The 18,849-nt window shown below is 65.2% G+C and carries 14 protein-coding genes; 7 read left to right on the top strand and 7 right to left on the bottom strand.

Features of this window, described 5'->3' with window-relative positions:
* Positions 1–137 precede the first annotated feature (137 nt).
* Positions 138–1,214 carry an MBL fold metallo-hydrolase gene (locus ELY13_RS11250; protein WP_126174015.1) on the top strand — a complete coding sequence of 359 codons (1,077 nt, stop codon included), beginning with the start codon at positions 138–140 and terminating at the stop codon, positions 1,212–1,214.
* A 165-nt stretch (positions 1,215–1,379) separates the two neighbouring features.
* On the opposite strand, the gene ELY13_RS11245 is transcribed toward ELY13_RS11250, so the two are convergent.
* From ELY13_RS11245 to ELY13_RS11235, 3 genes are all read right to left on the bottom strand, one after another.
* The gene (locus ELY13_RS11245; RefSeq protein WP_241233667.1) at positions 1,380–2,216 is read right to left on the bottom strand and encodes a formate/nitrite transporter family protein; all 837 of its coding nucleotides are present in this window, start codon (positions 2,214–2,216) and stop codon (positions 1,380–1,382) included.
* Between the two features lie 42 nt (positions 2,217–2,258).
* Entirely contained in the window at positions 2,259–3,335 is a 1,077-nt protein-coding gene (locus tag ELY13_RS11240; RefSeq protein ID WP_126174014.1) for an aromatic ring-hydroxylating oxygenase subunit alpha, read from the bottom strand.
* 244 nt (positions 3,336–3,579) lie between these two features.
* A complete protein-coding gene (locus ELY13_RS11235) occupies positions 3,580–4,830 on the bottom strand; it encodes a potassium/proton antiporter (RefSeq protein ID WP_241233666.1) in 1,251 nt (416 codons plus the stop codon).
* Positions 4,831–4,934: 104 nt separating this feature from the next.
* Here ELY13_RS11235 and ELY13_RS11230 point away from each other — a divergent pair, with 104 nt between their 5' ends.
* Positions 4,935–5,651 (top strand): phosphatase PAP2 family protein, encoded by a 717-nt coding sequence (locus tag ELY13_RS11230; protein ID WP_126174013.1) that lies wholly within the window; start codon positions 4,935–4,937, stop codon positions 5,649–5,651.
* A gap of 59 nt (positions 5,652–5,710) precedes the next feature.
* Here the strand turns inward: ELY13_RS11230 and ELY13_RS11225 are convergent, their stop codons facing one another.
* Genes ELY13_RS11225 through ELY13_RS11210 form a run of 4 tightly spaced genes read right to left on the bottom strand, consistent with a single transcriptional unit; the run spans position 5,711 to position 10,502 of the window.
* Positions 5,711–8,227, bottom strand: coding sequence for an ABC transporter permease (locus ELY13_RS11225; RefSeq protein ID WP_126174012.1), 2,517 nt, complete (start codon positions 8,225–8,227; stop codon positions 5,711–5,713).
* Between the two features lie 23 nt (positions 8,228–8,250).
* Positions 8,251–8,931 carry an ABC transporter ATP-binding protein gene (locus ELY13_RS11220; RefSeq protein WP_126174082.1) on the bottom strand — a complete coding sequence of 227 codons (681 nt, stop codon included), beginning with the start codon at positions 8,929–8,931 and terminating at the stop codon, positions 8,251–8,253.
* Between the two features lie 2 nt (positions 8,932–8,933).
* Positions 8,934–10,262: an efflux RND transporter periplasmic adaptor subunit gene (locus ELY13_RS11215; protein ID WP_126174011.1), complete on the bottom strand. Its 1,329-nt coding sequence runs from the start codon at positions 10,260–10,262 to the stop codon at positions 8,934–8,936.
* 21 nt (positions 10,263–10,283) lie between these two features.
* Positions 10,284–10,502 (bottom strand): hypothetical protein, encoded by a 219-nt coding sequence (locus ELY13_RS11210; protein ID WP_126174010.1) that lies wholly within the window; start codon positions 10,500–10,502, stop codon positions 10,284–10,286.
* Between the two features lie 173 nt (positions 10,503–10,675).
* On the opposite strand from ELY13_RS11210, the gene ELY13_RS11205 reads away from it, so the two are divergent.
* The 5 genes from ELY13_RS11205 (at position 10,676) to ELY13_RS11185 (ending at position 18,846) form a co-directional block, all read left to right on the top strand.
* Positions 10,676–12,055, top strand: coding sequence for a sigma-54-dependent transcriptional regulator (locus ELY13_RS11205; RefSeq protein WP_126174009.1), 1,380 nt, complete (start codon positions 10,676–10,678; stop codon positions 12,053–12,055).
* Positions 12,045–13,364 carry a sensor histidine kinase gene (locus ELY13_RS11200; RefSeq protein ID WP_126174008.1) on the top strand — a complete coding sequence of 440 codons (1,320 nt, stop codon included), beginning with the start codon at positions 12,045–12,047 and terminating at the stop codon, positions 13,362–13,364. The genes ELY13_RS11205 and ELY13_RS11200 overlap by 11 nt, the downstream gene beginning before the upstream one ends.
* 154 nt (positions 13,365–13,518) lie before the next feature.
* Positions 13,519–14,259, top strand: a complete 741-nt coding sequence (locus ELY13_RS11195; RefSeq protein ID WP_126174007.1) for an ImuA family protein — start codon at positions 13,519–13,521, stop codon at positions 14,257–14,259.
* Positions 14,183–15,706, top strand: a complete 1,524-nt coding sequence (locus ELY13_RS11190) for a Y-family DNA polymerase (RefSeq protein WP_126174006.1) — start codon at positions 14,183–14,185, stop codon at positions 15,704–15,706. Before ELY13_RS11195 ends, ELY13_RS11190 begins: the two co-directional genes overlap by 77 nt.
* Positions 15,703–18,846 carry an error-prone DNA polymerase gene (locus tag ELY13_RS11185; RefSeq protein ID WP_126174005.1) on the top strand — a complete coding sequence of 1,048 codons (3,144 nt, stop codon included), beginning with the start codon at positions 15,703–15,705 and terminating at the stop codon, positions 18,844–18,846. Before ELY13_RS11190 ends, ELY13_RS11185 begins: the two co-directional genes overlap by 4 nt.
* Positions 18,847–18,849 lie beyond the last annotated feature (3 nt).

The raw sequence follows: 18,849 nt of genomic DNA, 5'->3' as shown, positions 1-18,849 counted from the left end.
CATGCTTGCCGAAGCGCCGCCGTTCCGCAAGTCCGGGCGAACAGGATCCTTCGTAAGCGCCTGCGGGAACACGATTGTCCGGCGCGCGCGCGTCCGCTACGAACCTGCAACAAGAATTAAGAAGACGAGAGGGTGATATGAAAAGAAGCGCGCTGTTCGCATTGTTTCTCGCTAGCGGCCTGAGCACCGCGGTGGTTGCCCAGCAGCCGCCCGCGCCGGCCGCAGGCCCGCCCCGGGGCGCGGCGCCTGCCGGCCCGTCGCTGCCCGCGCCCGAACCGATCGAGCGCATCAGTGGGAACGTCTACAAGATCTTCGGCGGCGGCGGGAACACGCTGGTAGTCGTGGAGGACGCAGGCGTAACGCTGGTCGACACCAAGCTCCCGGGCAACGGGCAAGCCATCCTCGCTGAAGTCAGGAAGGTGACGGACAAGCCGATCACCACGATCATCGCGACGCACAGCCACCCGGATCATATCGGCAGCACCGATTTCATCCGGGCGCAATACCCGAACGTGCGGATCATCATGAGCGAGGGCACCGCGGCCGAGATGGTGGCCAATCCGCAGACCAATCCGGCGCTCCTGCCGACCGAGACCTACAAGGATCGACTTACGATCGGTCACGGCGATGAGCGGATCGAGCTGTACCATACCGGCGTCGGCCATACCGGCGGCGATACGTTCGTGGTGGTCCCGTCCGAAAAGCTGCTGTTCATGGGCGACGTGATGGCCTGGAACATGGCCCCATTCCTTCCCGCCGGCGGCGCGGCGGCAATCGCGGAGGAGACCGAGAGGCTGGTCGCCGCTGTGGAGCCTCTCGGTATCGAAACCGTCGTCGAAGGGCATGGTCACGTGAACGACTGGGCCGGGCTCCAGCGTCTGGCGCGCTTCAACCGGGCGCTCGTCACCGAGGCGAGGGCTGCGTACGATCGGGGGGACCCGCCCGGCGCGGCTGTGGCTGAGCTGCAGAAGAACCCGGACTTTGCGCCGCTGCTCGACACCCGCATCAAGAAGGGCCTCGAATACGGCAACACGCCGCTGGCGCGCGCGCACATGAACGTCAATGTCGCCTACGCCGAGTTCGCCGGCGAGCAGGCCGGTTTCGGGATCGCCAACGGTGCCCCCCTGCCCCTGACCGACAAGCACAAGGGCTCCGATCCCAAGGATACGGCGCCGCCGACCCCGGAAATGCTGGCATCTTCCGTCGCGAAGTAGCCGGTTGGCGAACTGCCTGCGCAAGGCCGGCAGACCGCCTCCGGCCGATTTGGAAAGTGTATGTCATGAAGGATACCGGGGCATCGTCAGGTGCCTTGGTATCCTTCAGCGCACGTGAGCTGTGCCCGCGTATGGGGATCGTCGACACGGCCGCATAGCGCCAGCTTATTGCGCCTCGTCTTCGCTCCCGCCCCCGTGCCTGGAATTGCGCTCCGCCGCCTTGTCCTGGGCTACATGGGACAGAGTGACCAGCCCCACGCCTCCGACAAGGTTGCCCGCCAGCGCGATCAGTCCCACCTCCGCGACATGGGAGGGCTCGACGTTCGCCGTCGACAGAAGGCCGAAGCCGACGTGAAGCATGCTGACGATCACGTGATCGAACGGCCCGAGCGCGACGAGCACGCCAACCACGTAAGCGACGACTATCCTGCTAATGGTCTCCTCGCTCGCAATCACGAGATAGGAAAGAAGCGCCACGAGTGCGCCGCCGATGATCGCGCGTGTGAAAGTCGGAAGCCACGGCCTGTGCGCGATCTCCTCCGCGATCCGGTTCAACGCCTCCGCCGCGCCATGCGGAAGGGTGCCATTCACCGAGGCGATCACGATGAAGAGCGCACCCCCGATGAGGTTCAGGATGAGAGATACCACCCAGAGGCGGACGAGCTTTCCCACCAGGCGGTGATGGTCTGACTGGAACATCGCCGCGATCGGATCGAAGAAATTCTCGCTGAAGAGTTCCGCCCGCCCAACCACCAGGAAGACGATGCCGAGCCCGAATGCCAGCGCCCCGAGCAGCTTCGACAAATGACCCCATTCAGGCGGCACCAGTGCTTCGACCGTGCCCATGGCGATGATACCGAAAACGACCGTGAACCCGGCTATGAAAGCCGTGGCGAGGAGCTGGAGCAGTGTCTGATTGAGCCGTCGGCTGCCTTCAGCAGCGGACCGTTCGAATATCTTCGCCGGATCGAGTGCCTTGGCCATGCGGAAACAGCGAGCCACGCTGGCTATGGTTCCACCGTGAACCGCTCGGGTCGATCGGCATCAGCCCGCCTGCCCCCGCTTCCCGAATCCCGGTGCTGGACCCTCCATCTCGGCATCCATCATTGCCTGGAGGGCACGTCGGCCGATCACTGCGGTTGCATCGCTCTTGAGCATGAGCTCCGGCGGGATTTCATCCAGCGTGGAGATCATCTTCTCGATCTCGGCGGTGGCGAAGGCATCTTCGTCGAGCACCGGGGCCAGCGCTTTTCTGGCATGCTCCAGCCCGTCCGGATCGTTGGAGGACATCGCGAAGAAGTAGTTGGTGGTGTAACGCTTCGCGGGAGTGACGGCGTGCCACACCCTGCTGGCGTGGAGCAGTTCCCCGCCGCGCGTGGGGTGCTCTTCCGGGATGCGGGATTCGCCGATGCCGGCGTGGAACCCCGGCAAGTGGAAGTCCATGCCCGACACACGGTCGATCTTGCCGTCAAAGGCATTCCGCTCCTGCATGAAGGGGGTTTGCGGCGTGCCGTACATGTACCGCTTGCTGCTGATCTTGCGGGCGCTGACTTCCCGTACTTCCGGTGTCGCCGCATCGTCGGGCGTACCGATGCTTGGCGCATGCAGGTATCCGAGGTGAGTCAGGTCTAGCAGGTTGTCGTTGAGCAGCTGATAGCGGCCTTCGACATGCAGCGAATGGCAGGGGATCGCCGTGTAGCCGGGGAGATCGAAGCCGATGTCCGTCATATCGGGAATCAGGGCTTCATCCGCCTGCTCAGGGTCTCCGGGCCAGATCCAGGCCCAGAGGCCGCGCTCGACAAGCGGGTAGGATTTGATCGAGTAGACGCCCGGGATCGTCTGCTGGCTCGGCACGAAGGTGCATTTTCCGTCGGCGCCGAACGTAATCCCGTGATAGCCGCACTGGATCGCATCGCCGACACGCTTGCTCTCTCCCAGCGGGAAATGGCGGTGCGGGCAACGACCTTCGACCGCAACGGCCTCACCCGTCGAGGTCCGATACAGGACCACGGGCTGGTTCAGGATCCAGCGGCTCAGCAAGTCCTCACCGATTTCGTTGCAAAAGGCCGCAACATACCAGCCGTTCCGCGGTGCGTAGCAGCCCTGCCTGAATGGATACACGATGCTTCCTCAGTTCATGCTCATACCGTTGCAGAGCGCGTCACTTCGCGGTCTTTCGCCGCATGGCTGACAAGGTAACGCCGCCCACTACATTCGCATAGTCCGCCCCTTGGATGCCGCGACCGACGGGCGCGAGCGCCTCTGGCTGTTCGGCCACGCTCGGTCGCGGCATCCAAGGCGATCGGTCCGATGCTCAACTTCCTGCGCCAGATGACGGGATTCGATCCGACGTCCGGCAGTAGGCTCAATGCACTGATCCAAACGCTGCAGCCTGATCATTCCCCTCACGCGTGCTGATCCCCAGGCGCTGGGCAGCCCAGTTGATCGTCGGCCCCTGAACGACGCTGGACAGCAGGACGACGAAAAAGACGATGTTGAAGATGGCGAAGGCGCCCGGCACACCTGCCACCATCGGAAACGTCGCAAGCACGATGGGCACCGCGCCCCTCAGCCCGGCCCATGAGACGAAAAGCTTTGCCCGCCAGCCGTAGCTGCGGAACGGGGCAAGACACAGGAACACACTCAGCGGCCGCGCCACGAACATCAGGATGACGGTTATGGCGATACCGGGCAGCACCACGTCGACCAGGTTGCTGGGCGCCACCAGCAGCCCGAGGGTAAGAAACATGACCACCTGCGCCAGCCACGCCATGCCGTCCTGGAAGGTGGAGACGATCTTCTTCGCGGCATAGCTGCGGCTGCCGGCCAGCAGGCCGGCGAGATAGGCTGCAAGGAAGCCGTTGCCGCCCAGGACTTGCGCCAGCCCGTAAGCGACCAATGCAGAAGCGATCGAGATGACGAACGCCAGTCCGCCGTGCCGATAGTGGGAGCGCTTGAGGATCTCCGGCATCAGCCAGCCGGCGGCGAGTCCCACCATCCCGCCCAAAATCATCTGCGTGAAGAAATCCGGCACCAGCCGAAGCATGGAGGTGTCAGGTTCCGTCATGAACAGGACCGCAGCGGTGACAAGAAAGATCGCCATTGGGTCGTTCGAGCCGGATTCGAGTTCGATGAGCGCCGGGACGTCTCCTTCCAGATCGAGCCCGGTTGAGCGCAGGATGGCGAAAACCGCCGCCGCATCCGTCGAGGCGATGACGGTGCCGAGCAGGAACCCGTGCGCCCAGTCAAACTGCATCAGGTTGACGGCCGCAAAAGCCATTATGCCCGCGCTGATAATCACTCCGAACGTCGCCAGCACCAGTGCCGGGCCCGCCGCCCGTCGCACCGCACGCCAGCTCGTGTCGAGCCCACCGGAGAACAGGATGAATACTAGGCAGACGATGCCGATGAATTGGGTCAGCCCGTAATCGTTGAACCGCAGCCCGCCCGGTCCGTTCACGCCTGCCAGCATGCCCAATGCCAGGAACCCGATCAGCGCAGGCAGGCCGAAACGACTCGAAAGCGTCCCGGCAAAGACCGTGGCGAGCAACAGGATACCGGTCGTGAGGAGAACGATCTCGAAGGAGGAGGAAGCGAGCATGATTCCCCAGACCACGCCCGGGCCCGGGTCGCAACCGTGACGGGTGTCCCGTTTATTCCTGGCGGAGCCGGCTTTGACATGCCCGGCCCTGCAACTAGACAGGCAAAAAAGGCTGACGCATGAACTTCAGAATACATCTGGCACGCTGGCGTGACCGAGTGGAGCTCTGGCCCCTGATAACGCTTGCCTTGCTGGCGGGCGGCGTCTGGGGCTTCATCGAACTCGCGGACCTTGTCGTGGAGGGAGAGTCCGAGGCCGTCGACACCCGGCTGCTTCTCGCGCTGCGCAACCCGCAAGACCTTTCCGACCCGATAGGCCCGGGCTGGGTTGAAGAGCTTGGACGCGATCTCACCGCTCTGGGCGGAATCGGCATTCTGACGATCCTGACGATTTCGGTTGCCGGATACCTGTGGCTTCTCGGCAAAGTTCGAGCGATGTGGCTTCTGCTTGGCGCAATCGGGAGCGGACAACTCGCCAGCACCCTTCTGAAGCACGGTTTCGACCGCCCGAGACCCGATCTCGTGCCGCATGAGTCGATTGTCTACACCGCCAGCTTTCCGAGCGGCCACTCGATGCTCTCGGCGATTACCTATCTCACGCTGGCTGCCCTGCTCATGCGCATGCACGCCAACCGTTCGCTCAAGATCTACTTCCTGGTGCTTGCCATCCTGTTGACGGCAGCTGTCGGAGTCAGCCGGGTCTATCTGGGAGTCCACTGGCCAACGGACGTGCTGGCCGGGTGGGCCGTCGGTGCCTCGTGGGCGCTCCTCTTCTGGCTGGTCGCGCGCTGGTTGCAGGACCACGGCCAGGTGGAACCGGAAGGGGAACGCCCCTGACGGTCACCCCGCGGATCCTCGCCTGACGCAGGATCACCTGCGTCAGGCGCCGGTTCCCGTCATTCGTACTGGAGAGCACGCACGGGGCTCGTCTGCGCTACTCGCCAGGCGTGCCCGCCGACGGTGATGATCGCAATGATCAGCGCGATCAGCCCGGCCGCGATGAACGGCACCGGGGTCAGGGAAACGCGGTTATCGAACTCGTTCAGCCAGTCGCGCATCAGCCACCACGCCACTGGCCAGGCGATCACGTTGGCAATCAGCACCGGGCGGCTGAACTGCCAGACCAGCAGGGTGACGATGTCGCGGGTGCGCGCGCCCAGCACCTTCCGAATGCCGATTTCCTTGGTCCGGCGTTCGGCGGTGAAGGCAGCAAGGCCGAACAAGCCAAGGCAGCCGATCACCACCGCCAGAAGCGCGAACGCGGCAAAAAGCTGCCCCCGCGCTTCCTCACGCTGATACTGCTCCCGCACGATGTCTTCGGCAAAGCGGCCGTCAAACGGCACTTGCGGGACGTTGCGTTCCCAGACCTGCCTCACTTGCTCACGGATCGCCGCGGGGTCGCCTGAGTAGCGGACCATGATTTCCCCGAAGTTGTTCCGGCGCATCGTGTAGACAATCGGCTGTAGCGGCTCCCGCACCGATCGGAAGCGCGCATCCTCCAGCACCCCGACAATCGTGATCGGGGCAAGACCGAACTCGGAAGGCAGAAGCGACATCCGGAGGTTCTCGCCCACGGCTTCCTGCGGGGTGCTATACCCAAGGCGGCGGGCCGCCTCTTCGGTCACGATGACGTTCGCCCCGCGCGCGGCAAGCGCCTTCAGCGCCTCCTCGCGACCCGGATCGTCCGGCCGAGGAGTGGTCGTATCGTCCCGGCCCTGCGCTTCGGAAAAGTCGCGCCCCGCGATGATCCGCATGCCCATGGTCTGGAAGAACCCCGGCTCCACCGAATAATCGCCGAGTTCCACCGATTGCGTGCTGCCGGCCGGAAAGACCAGCTCCATCGAATTGTTGCCGGGATCGATGGCGATTTGCGTGCGCGCCGCCCCGACGACTCCCGGGATGCGGCGGATCTGCTCCACCACTTGTTCGTCCCGCCCCTCCACTCCCCGATATCCGAGACTGCCGACCTGGAGCAGGCCTTCCCGGTTGTACCCGGGATCGCTGCTGCGCGCGTACACCGTCTGCGCGTAAATGACGGCGGTGCAGACGATGAGGCCGATCGAGACCGCGAACTGCCCGATCACCAGCGCGTTGCGCAAGCGGCCGGAGCCCTGCGCGTCAGCGGCGGACTTGTTGGCCTTGAGGATTTTCGCCGGTTCGAAGCGGGACAAGTGAAAGGCGGGGTACAAGCCGCCGACCACCCCCACGATCAGCACCAGCAGGATCGCCGGGAGCAGTATTCCGCCCGTGCCGAGATATTCCAGACGGATGCCGGCATCGAGAAACGCGCTGAAGGCAGGCAGCAGCAGCTCGACCGCTGCAAGCGCCACGATCATCGCCAGCGCGGCAACCAGGATCGATTCGCCCAGAAATTGCATTACAAGCTGCCGCCGGGATGCGCCGAGTACCTTGCGCAGCGCCACTTCCCGGGCCCGCTGCGATGCGCGCGCTGTCGCAAGATTGGTGAAATTGATGCACGCCATCCCCAGCACCAGCAGCGCAATGACGGCAAACGTCGTTACCGTCAGGCGATCGTTGCCGGGGGTCAGGGCCGCGGCCTGTGCTTCCCCAAGATGGACATCGCGCAGGTTGACGAGCCGGTATTCCTGGGCATCCCCCGGATTTCTCCGTTCGGTGCCGGCGATGTCGTCCGGGATGTTGCGCTTCTCCCACGCAGGCATCTGCGCGTGGATCAACGCGGCATCTTCGGGCGAGCGCAAGCGGACGTAGTTCCAACCCTGCTGGTTGTCCCAGCTCGTGAGCGCGCTTTCGCGATCGGCGAACTGCGCGCCAAGATCGAAGCGCGCCACTGCCTCGGCGGTGAAGCTGGAGTTGTCGGGGAAGTCCCGGAAAACGCCGGTCACGCGATAATCGACATTACCTGCGTTATCGACGATCGTCAGGCGCTGGCCGATCGGATCGGCATCGCCGAAGCGGCGACGGGCCTCGCTTTCGCTAAGTGCGATTGAATTGGTGTCGGGCAGCGCAGTCGGACCGCTTCCCCGGACGAACGGCACCTGCAGGATGTCGAACAAGTTGCCGTCCACCATCCGCAGGTGCTCGATCTCGCCCGCTTCTCCGTCCTGCAGGACGATCGGCGAAAAGCCGCGTACCCAGACGACCTTCTCAACTTGTTCGGGAAAATCCTTCTGCAGCGCGCGACCGGAAACGATGCTGCTCATCTGCAGCTTCATTTCCTCGCCGCCGGAGTCGGTCGCTTCGTAGTAGGTCTGAAGCTGGAAGGCGCGGTCCGCGCCCGGTTGCCAGTCGTCGTAGCTGGTCTCGTAGCGCACATAGAGCAGGATCAGCACGCATGAAGCGAGCCCCAGTGCGAGGCCGATGATGTTGATCGCAGCGTAGGCGCGATTTTTCGTCAGTGCGCGGATGCCGACCGTAAGGTAATTGCGCCACATGGGTGCGTGCTCCAAGAATGAGATCAGGCGGCGCGGCGCCGTTCCTGCAGGATGCGGCCATCCAGCATGTTGACGACACGCCCGGCGTAATCGGCATGAGCGGGCGAATGGGTCACCATCACGATGGTCGATCCCGCCGCGTTCAGGGACTGGAGCATGCGCATCACTTCCTCGCCGTGGCTGGTGTCGAGGTTGCCCGTCGGCTCGTCCGCCAGGATCAAGTCTGGGCTGGCGACCAAGGCGCGCGCGACGGCAACCCGTTGCTGCTGTCCGCCCGAAAGCTGGCTTGGCCGATGCTTCGCCCGGTGCGCGATGCCAACGCGGTCCATCACCTCGTCGGTCCGGCGGCGACGCTCTTCCCCCGGAATGTCGTGGTAAAGCAGCGCAAGCTCGACGTTCTCGCGCACAGTGAGCTCATCGATCAGATTGAAGCTCTGGAAGATGAACCCGATGTGCGCCTTGCGCATCTGAGCCAGCCGCGACTCCGACAAGCCGGCCATCTCCTGGTCGGCGAACCGGTAGGATCCGCTGGTGGGGGTATCGAGCAGCCCGATGATGTTCAGCAGCGTCGACTTGCCGCAGCCCGACGGCCCCATGATGGCGACGAATTCGCCTTGTTCGATGTCGAGATCGATCGAATCGAGTGCCGTGGTTTCAACGGTGTCGGTGCGATAGACGCGCGAAAGCTGGCGCATGTGCAGCATCGTCATTCCTTTCCTGGGGTAAGGTCGAGCCGGTCCTTGTCGGCAAAGCCGGTGTAGGGAGAGGTGATCACGCGCTCTCCCGTATCGAGCCCTTCAAGGACCTCGATATAAGCGGAATTCCGGCGGCCGAGCCGGACCGGCCGCTTGATTGCGCTGGTCCCGTCGGGCGACACCACGAACACGAACGCACCGCCGGTTTCGGTGTAGAAGGCTCCGTTCGGAATGAGGCGAGCCGGTGCCGGATCGCTGAAGGACAAGCGCGCCTGAAGCGTCTGCCCGCGCTGGATGCCGCTCGGCTCCGCGCCCGTGAACTCAAGGTCCACCTGGAACTGACCGTTCTGCACCTGCGGGTAGATCTTCGTGACTTTTGCGGCGTACGTCCTGCCGTTCCAGTCGATGCTGGCTGTCTGTCCCGGCTCAACCCGGCCGAGGTAAAATTCGTCCACGCCCGCCAGCAATTTGTTGCGCCCGGGGCTGTCGATCTGACCGATGCGTTCGCCCGGAGCCAGCGATTGCCCGACCCGAATGTTGAAGCCGGAAAGCTGGCCGGAAACCGGCGCCCTGAGGTTCAGCCCCTCGAGGCTCGCCCGCGCGATTTCCAGGCTGTTGCGCAACGCGGCGGTGGATGCGCGCTGCTGGGCCAGCTGGCTCGCCATGAGTTGCTCGTCGGTCGATTCCGCGCGCTGGAGCATCGCCAGCCGCTCCCGCTCGTACCGGATCTGGTCGCGCGTATCGGCGAACTGCTTTGCCGCGACGAAACCGCGTTCGGCAAGCGGCGCCTCACGCTCATACTGGCGCTGCGCCTTGTCCATCTCCAGCCCTGCTTCGAGAACCGCCCGCTGGTTCGCCAGCCGGCTCTGCTGCAGCGCGAGCTCCTGGCTGCGCATGTTGTTGATCTGCTGCTCCACCTCGGTCTGGCGGGCAAGGACCATGAGCTGCAGCTCCGCGTTCGAGAGCACGGCGATGAGTTCGCCCTTCGCGACGGACTGGCCATCTTCGGCGATCACCTGCTCCACCCGGCCGCCTTCGATCGCATCGAGGAACACCGTCAGCAACGGCGTGACGCGGGCTCGCAGCGGAATGTAATCCTCAAAGGAGCCGTTGACGACGGTGGAGATGGTCAGCCGGTCGGCAGTTACCGTCTGGCTGTCACCCCGCGGAGCATAGAGCCAGAAAGCGGCGAGCAGACTTGCAAGAAGCGCCGCGCCTGCCGCCCATTTGAGCCAGGTCGGCACCCCGGACTTCGCGACGGTGCGATCCATCGCTCCGCCCGACACGGGACGATCGCCCGCCAGGTCACCGTTGCCGCTTCGCATGCTGACAATGCTCATCCCAAAAGCCTCCGCGCAGGATCAAGCAAGGGGCGTGCCAAGCGCGCCTTCGGTCAGAAGCAGCCGGATCATAACCCCGTGGGTGTTCGCTTCCGGACAGGGGCGTTCGAAGACGGACAGTTCCTGAGCCGGACCGTGCGCGCCCTCTGCCGAGCGGGCGGACACATCGGAGCCGGCGAACGCGGCGGCCGCCGTCATCAGCGCGGCGGCAGCGGCGATAGGCGGGAGACGTGACTTCATGGCTGATCCTTTTGTCTTTCGAACAGGCTGGTTTCCTGCGGGTGCCCCCCATGTAGTGCATGGACCGTGCCAGTTGCGCCCGCCGCGGGATTCAGCCGTTGCAGAACAGAAATGCCGGTTGGCATGATTGTTGATTGTCCGGTTGCGAACACGTGCTGTACGAAAGCAGACAAATGGGGAAAATGACTGAGTTCGACGTGTGTCTCGTTGTCGACGACGACGAGGATATCCTTACGGCAGCGCGTTTGCTGCTGCGCGGGCTGTTTGCCGACGTGATCACCTTGTCCGCCCCTGAAGCCGCGGTCGAGTTCCTGCAGGGCCGTTCGCCCGACGTGGTGCTGCTCGATGCAAACTTCGGGCGCGGCGCCACGGACGCGAAGGAGGGAATGGTCCTGCTTGAGCGGCTGCTCGCGATCGATCCCGATGCCATCGTCGTCATGATCACCGCGCACGCCGGCGTGAATGTCGCGGTCGAGGCGATGAAGCGGGGCGCCACCGACTTCGTGTCGAAGCCCTGGTCGAACGAGAAGCTGCTGGCCACCGTCCGGACAGCCGCCAGCCTGCGCCGGTCGCGCCGGCAGGCGCCTGCAGGAACGGCGCAGGCTGTTGCCGGGGAGATGCCGCTGATCGGCACCTCACCCGCCATGGCCCGGGTCCATTCCCTGATCGCCCGTGCGGGACCGACAGACGCCAATGTCCTGATCCTGGGCGAAAACGGCACCGGCAAGGAACTGGTCGCGCAGGCGCTGCACCGCCATTCCGCCCGCCGGGATCGGCCGATGGTTTCGGTCGACCTGGGCGCAATCGCCACAGAGCTGATCGATTCCGAATTGTTCGGCCACGTCCGGGGCGCGTTCACCGATGCGCGGGCGGATCGTGTCGGGCGGATCCAGGCAGCCGATGGCGGGACGCTGTTCCTCGACGAAATCGGCAACCTGCCGCTTCACCTGCAGCCGAAGCTGCTGACCGTTCTGGAGCAGCGGCGCGTCACTCCCGTCGGTGCGAACCGTGCGGTACCGGTGGATATCCGCGTGATTGCCGCGACCAACATGACTTCGGAGATGCTGCACGACCCGCGGCATTTCCGGCAGGATCTCCTCTTTCGCCTCAACACCATCGAAATCGAACTGCCGCCACTGCGCGAACGGCGGGAGGATATCCCCGCGCTGCTCGATCATTTCCTCGATCATTACGCCCGGCGGTACGGCCATGCGCGCCCTCGCGTGACGGAAGCGGCGGAGGCGGCGCTGATTGCGAATGACTGGGCCGGTAACGTCCGGGCGCTGCGGCATGCGGTTGAAAGGGCGCTAATCCTTGCCGGGGATGCGCCGCTGGACGTGGACGATTTCGCCCTCACCCCCTCCCCACAGTACCGGACCATCCCAAGCGCCGCGCAGGCGTCACCCGCCGACGACCTCAACCTGGAGCGGGTCGAGCGGCGGCTGGTGGAAGAGGCGCTGAAAAAGCACGCCTACAACATCTCCGCCGCCGCGGCCGAGCTTGGCCTGTCGCGTGCCGCGCTCTACCGGCGCATGGAGAAGCATGGGCTCTGACGTTCGCTTCACGGCGGTTCTCGTCGCCTGGCTTGCGGGACTGGGACTGGCCTTGTTCGCGTTCGTCTGGACCGTGTCCCAGCCGGACCTGAACATAGCGCGCCTGGTTGCCTTGGCGGGCGTCGTCTTGATGGCAGCCGGCCTGGTGCAGCACGTCCGGCGCACCAATGTCGCCATCGCCGGGTTTGTCGAGGCCTTGCGCGTCGGCGATTTCGCCATGCGTTCCCATCGCGGCGGCGGAGCCGGTTTCGATCGACTGGGCGAAGCGCTGGACGGCGCGATGCGGCGGCTGCAGACGGAAAGCCAGCGCAACCTGCAGGAACTGCGTTTTCTCGAAGCGCTGATCGATGACATGCCGGTGGCGCTGCTGACGTCCGATTCCCGGGATGGCGCGCGGCTGGTGAACCGGGCAGCCCGGCGCTTGTTCGGTCCGGCCGAGTTTCTGGATGAGGAAGCGCTGGCGGCAATCGGCGCAACATTCGCCCGGCGCGTGCGGGAAGGCGGTCAAGGCGAGCCCGAACTGATGCTGCTGCGGCTGGATGGCAGTCTTCACCGGGCGATCGTTCGCGCTGGAACGCTGGAGCGGCTGGGTTTCCCGATCCGCGCAGTCTCGGTCGAGCCGGTGCAGACCACGTTGGACGCGATCGAGATTGCCGTGCAGTCCGATCTTGTCCGGGTGCTGACGCATGAGATTCTCAACTCGCTCACGCCCGTCACCTCGCTGGCGGGCACCGCGGCCCAGCTGCTCGACTGCGATGATCCCGATGTGGGCGAGGCAAGGCTTGCGGTAGGCACGCTTGCGCGGCGGGCCGAGGGGCTGCAGCGCTTCATCGACAGCTATCGCACGCTCGCGCACCCGCCGGTTCCGCGAATTCGCCGGTTTGCGGCCGAACCGTTTGCGGCCGAGCTGGCGCGCTTGTTCGCGGCCGAGTGGCCAGATCACCGGTTGCTGGTCGAAGCAGGTGCGACCCAGCTGGCCGCGGATCCGGACTTGCTTGCACAAGCGCTCATCAACCTGCTGCGCAACGCCGCCCAGGCCCCGCGCAAGGGTGATGGCCCGCCGACCGTGAGGCTTTCGATCACCGAGCGGACGGGCGCGGTCCTGATCGACGTGGAAGACGATGGCAGCGGCATACCTGAGCCTTTGCGCGGGGACGTTTTTCTCCCGTTCTTCACCACCCGCTCCAAGGGAACGGGCATCGGCCTCAATCTTGTCCGCCAGATCGTTGTCGGCCACGGGTGGACCATTGAATTATCCACCAGCCAACTTGGCGGGGCCTGTTTCCGGATCAGAACGGACCGGCGCTAGGCCGATCGGCTCGGCGCTGCCGTCCAGGGCGCCCTGCACAGGTTATCCCCACCCTCGCGATCAGCCGACTTGACGATAATCGGCAGATTGGAACATAACGTGAACACTAGTCTTCGAGTTCATGAGGTTCCTGTTGCCGTCTTCTGCCCGAGAAATGCACCTGACCGCCTTGCGAGCCGAAGTGCGCGCGATCGAATCCGGGAGCTGGGAGAAGAAAGGCGCCTTTCTTCCCTTCGGCGTCGCCGACATCGATTCCCGCCTCAAAGGAGGGGGTTTCGCGACCGGAGCGCTGCATGAGGCAACCGGCGTGCAAGCCCGGCTCAACGATGAAGCCGCCGCGTGCCTGTTCATCACCGGGATTGCCGCACGCCTGGCCCAGAACGGCGGGACAGTGCTGTGGGCGCTGTCGCGCAGAGAGTTGTTCGCCCCGGCGCTGGCACAGGCGGGATTGCCGCCGGATCGCCTGATCCAGGCCGAATGCGGCCGCAACGAGGATGTCCTTGCCGTGATGGAGGAAGGCTTGCGTCACGGCGGCCTGGCCGCTGTCGTGGGCGAAATCGGCAAGGCGGGCATGGCCGCCACTCGCCGGCTGCAACTGGCGGCCGAGGAAAGCGGGGTGACGGCCCTGATGCTGAAAAGATGGCGCGGGCGAGAGGAAGACCCGCTCACCCTCCCCTCGGCAGCGGTGACTCGCTGGCGGGTCGGCTGCGCGCCTTCACGTCCCCTGCCGGTCGCCGGGATCGGCCGGGCTTGCTGGAACCTGGAACTTGCCCGCCAGCGCGGCGGCGAATCCCATTCATGGATAGTGGAGAGTACCGATGCGCAGGGTCGCCTCGCTCTGTTTGCCTCATCTGCCGATCGAACGCTTGCGCCGGAGCGAAGACTCGCGGGGTAAGGCTTCTCCGGAACGCCCACTGGTCACGGTCGAGCGCGCGGAATCTAGAATGCAGGTGGCAAGCGCTTGTCCGCTGGCGCAGGCGCAGGGGGTTCATCCCGGCATGGCGCTGGCCCGGGCCCGGCTGATCGCCGATCTCGACATTCGTCCTGCCGATCCTGAGGCCGACCGGCACGCGCTGACGCGGCTCGCGCTGATGGCTGCACGCCGCTGGACCCCGCGCGCAGGCCTTTCCGGCCCGGACGGCTTGTGGCTCGACCTGGCCGGCAGCGCCCACTTGTTCGGAGGCGAACAGGCTTTCTGCGACAGGGTTGTGCGCTTCTGCGCCCGCATCGGTCTTACGGCGCGCATCGCGGTCGCCGGAACCTATGGCGCGGCTCATGCGCTCGCCCGTCACGGTGCGGCCCCCGTCATCCTGTGCCCGAACGGCCGGGAGACGGAAAGGATCGCACCCTTGCCGCTGGACGCCCTGCGCCTCGATTCCGCGATGCTCGGCACCGCGCACCGTTTCGGGATCGAGCGGGTGGGCGATCTTTTCGCAATGCCCCGCGCGCCCCTCCAGCGCCGCCTTGGGCGCGGCGCGCTTATCCGGCTCGATCAGGCCCTGGGACGCGTGGAAGAGCCGTTCGATCCGGTCCTTCCCGAAGAACGGCCCTTCATCCGGCTTAATCTGGTGGAGCCGATCTCCACGCCCGAAGCGATCCGGACTGTCATCGGGGATCTGGTCACAGGGCTGGCGCGGCAGTTGCTGGAACGCGGCTGCGGCGCGCGCAAGCTGATGCTGACGTGTTCGCGCGTCGATGGGGAAGACCAGCGCGTGTCGATCGCCCTCGCCCGTGCCAGCCGCGATCCCGCGCACCTCCTGCGCCTCGTGACGATGAAGGTGGAAGAGATCGAGCCCGGCTGGGGGATCGAGGCGATGGCCATGACCGCCGTCCGTATCGAGCCGCTTGCGCCGGAAGCGGTCGCCGGAGCCTTGAGCGGAACCGATCCCGTCGCCGATCTGGCGGTGCTGATCGACCGCCTGGCGACGCGCCTCGGCTCTTCCTGCCTGTCGAAAAGCTGCGCGGTCCAAAGCGACGTTCCGGAACGCAGCGTGCGCTCCGTCACCCCGCTGGAAGAAGTCGCCGACTGGCCGTCCGATTGGCCACGCCCGGTCTGGCTGCTCTCACCGCCTGAACCGGTGGATCAAGTGCTTGCCAGCTTGCCCGATCGCCCGCCCGCCCGCTTTCGCTGGCGTGGCCGCACGCACATCATAACCCATGCCGATGGTCCTGAGCGTATTTATGGCGAGTGGTGGAAGCGGCCGAGCGAGAAACACCGCGCCCGCGACTATTTCCAGGTCGAGGACAAGGACGGCGCGCGTTTCTGGCTGTTCCGCCGGGGCGACGGAGTCGATCCGGCGAGCGGGGACCTGAGCTGGTATATCCACGGCGTGTTCGGATGACGTATGTCGAGCTTCAGGCGACCAGCCATTTCAGCTTCCTGCGCGGCGTCTCTTCGCCCCAGGAATTGTTCGAGACGGCCGCAGCGCTTGGCTATCCCGCATTGGGCATCACGGACCGGAACACCGTCGGCGGCCTGGTCCGCGCGCTGGTCGCGGCCGAAGCGACCGGCACGCGCCTGATTGCCGGCTGCCGCCTCGATCTGGTCGATGGGCAATCCCTGCTCGTCTGGCCGGAGGATCGCGCCGGCTGGTCCCGCTTGTGCCGGTTGCTGACCCTCGGCAAGTCGCGGGCGGATCGCAAGAAGGGGGAGAAAGGCCAGTGCTTCCTCCACTGGGAGGATGTCGACGCCCATGCGCAAGGGCTGGTCGCGGCGCTGGTGCCCGACAAGGCCGATGACGCGACCGCGCAGGTGCTGGGCCTTGTCGCCGACATATTCGGAGACCGGGCTCACCTTGCCCTCAACCTCCGTCGCCGTCCCGGCGATGCCGTGCGGCTTTACGAACTCGATCGGATGAGCCGCCGCTTCGGCATCACCAGCCTTGCGACCGGGGACGTGCTCTATCACGCAGCGGACAAGCGCCGGCTGCAGGACGTGGTCACGGCCATTCGCCATACCTGCACCATCGACGAACTGGGCTTCCGGCGCGAACGTCATGCCGACCGCCACCTGAAAGACGCGGCCGAGATGGAGCGACGCTTTGCGGATTACCCGCAGGCCGTCCGCGCCACCGCCGAACTTGCCGAACGCTGCACCTTTTCCCTGCGCGAGCTGAGCTATCAGTATCCGGATGAAGTCGTCATGTCCGGCCGAACGCCGCAGCAGGCGCTGGAACAGATGAGCTGGGCCGCGCTCCGCGCCCGGTTCCCGGACGGAGTGCCTGATGCCTACGGCCGTACTCTGACGCATGAACTGACGCTTGTCGGCAAGCTCGGCTATGCGCCCTACTTCCTCACCGTTCATTCGATCGTTCAGTATGCCTGCAGCCAGGGAATCCTGTGCCAGGGGCGCGGATCGGCGGCAAACTCGGTGATCTGCTTTGTGCTGGGGATCACCTCGATCGACCCGGTCCGGACTGAGCTGCTGTTCGAACGGTTCATTTCCGAAGCCCGCAACGAGCCACCCGACATCGACGTCGATTTCGAGCACCAGCGGCGTGAGGAGGTGATCCAGTGGATCTATGAAACCTACGGACGCGACCGGGCGGCGATCACCGCCGTCGTCAGCCGTTACCGCACGCGCGGCGCGGTTCGCGAGGTCGGCAAGGCGCTCGGCCTGACGACGGACGTGACCGAGGCGCTGGTCAAGCAAGTCTGGGGCTGGTCGCGCGAGGACGTAGGCGAAGCCCATGCGCAGGCCGCCAATCTCGACAGCGGCGATCACCGCCTTGCCCTGACGCTGGACCTTGCCCGCCAGTTGATCGGCACCCCCCGGCACTTGTCGCAGCATCCCGGAGGATTCGTCCTTACCCGGGACCGGCTTGACGATCTCGTGCCGATCGAGCCGGCGGCAATGGCGGACCGCCAAGTCATCGAGTGGGAAAAGGACGATATTGCCGAACTCGACTTCATGAAGGTCGACGTGCTGGCGCTCGGCATGCTGAGCTGCCTGCACCGCGCATTCGACCTGATCGAACGGCACAAGGGAGACAGGGTCACTCTCGGCAATCTTCCGGATGACGATCCGGCGGTCTTCGGGATGATCCAGCGCGCCGACACCATTGGGGTGTTCCAGATCGAAAGCCGCGCGCAGATGAGCATGTTGCCGCGCCTGAAGCCGCGGGAATTCTACGATCTCGTGATCCAGGTCGCGATCGTCCGGCCCGGGCCGATCCAGGGCGACATGGTCCACCCCTATCTTCGCCGGCGCGAAGGCAAGGAAGCAGTCAGCTTTCCGTCAAGGCAGCTGGAAGCGGTGCTCGGCCGCACTCTGGGCGTGCCGCTGTTCCAGGAACAGGCGATGAAGGTGGCGATCGTCTGCGCCGGCTTCACGCCCGAAGAAGCCGACCAGCTGCGCCGGGCAATGGCGACCTTCAAGTTCACCGGCGGGGTCACGCATTTCCGGGACAAGCTTATCAACGGGATGATTGCCAGCGGTTATGCGGAGGAGTTCGCAGAAAGGACCTTCAAACAGATCGAAGGCTTCGGCTCCTATGGCTTTCCGGAAAGCCATGCGGCCAGTTTCGCCCGGATCGTCTATGCCTCGTGCTGGGTGAAGCACCATCACCCGGATGTGTTCTGCGCCGCATTGCTCAATTCCCAGCCGATGGGTTTTTATGCCCCCGCGCAGATCGTGCGCGATGCGCGCGAACACGGGGTGGACGTCCGCCCGGTCTGCATCAACCGCAGCCGCTGGGATACGACGCTGGAGGAACAGCGCGGCCGTTACCGGGCCGTCCGGCTGGGGCTGCGGCTGGTGAAAGGGCTCGCCAACATTCACGTCGCCTTGATCGTCGCCGCGCGCGAGGAAGGGCCGTTCGCGTCGGTCGAGGATGTCTGGCTCCGCTCCGGCGTGCCGGTCGCCGCGCTTGAGCGGATTGCCGATGCCGACGGGTTTGCCTGCCTCGGCGTTGACCGCCGACAGGCCTTGTGGCGCCTGAAGGCTCTAGGCGAGGCGCCGCTGCCCCTGTTCGCCGCCGCCGACGCGCGCGAGGAAGGGCGCGAGCCGGTCGTCACCCTCACTTCAATCACCGATGGCGGCGAAGTCGTGGCCGATTATCACGCCACCAGCCTTAGCCTGCGCGCGCACCCGGTCAGCTTCCTGCGCGCCGAGCTTGACCGGCTGAAGGTCAGGCGATGCGGCGACCTGGCGCGGATCAGGAACGGAGCGCGGATCGAGGTGGCCGGGGTGGTACTGATCCGCCAGCGTCCCGGGGCCGGCAACGCCATCTTCATGACGATCGAGGATGAAACCGGGATTGCCAACATCATAATCTGGCTGCGCTTGTTCGAGGCGCAGCGGCAGATCGCAATGGGATGTTCAATGATCGGCGTGAAAGGCACCTTGCAGCGCGAAGGCGAAGTCATCCACATCATCGCCGACCGGCTTCAGGACCATTCTCCCCTGCTCCTCACCGTCGGCAGCCGCGATCGGCCCGGATCGGACGGAGCGCTAAAGCTAAGGTCGCGGGACTTCCACTAGAGC

Origin of the sequence: Altericroceibacterium xinjiangense (genome assembly GCF_003958635.1) — a bacterium.
GTDB classification, from domain to species: Bacteria; Pseudomonadota; Alphaproteobacteria; order Sphingomonadales; family Sphingomonadaceae; genus Altericroceibacterium_A; species Altericroceibacterium_A xinjiangense.
The sequence above is the reverse complement of the archived record's forward strand: the minus strand, read 5'-3'. Positions and strand labels throughout refer to the sequence as shown.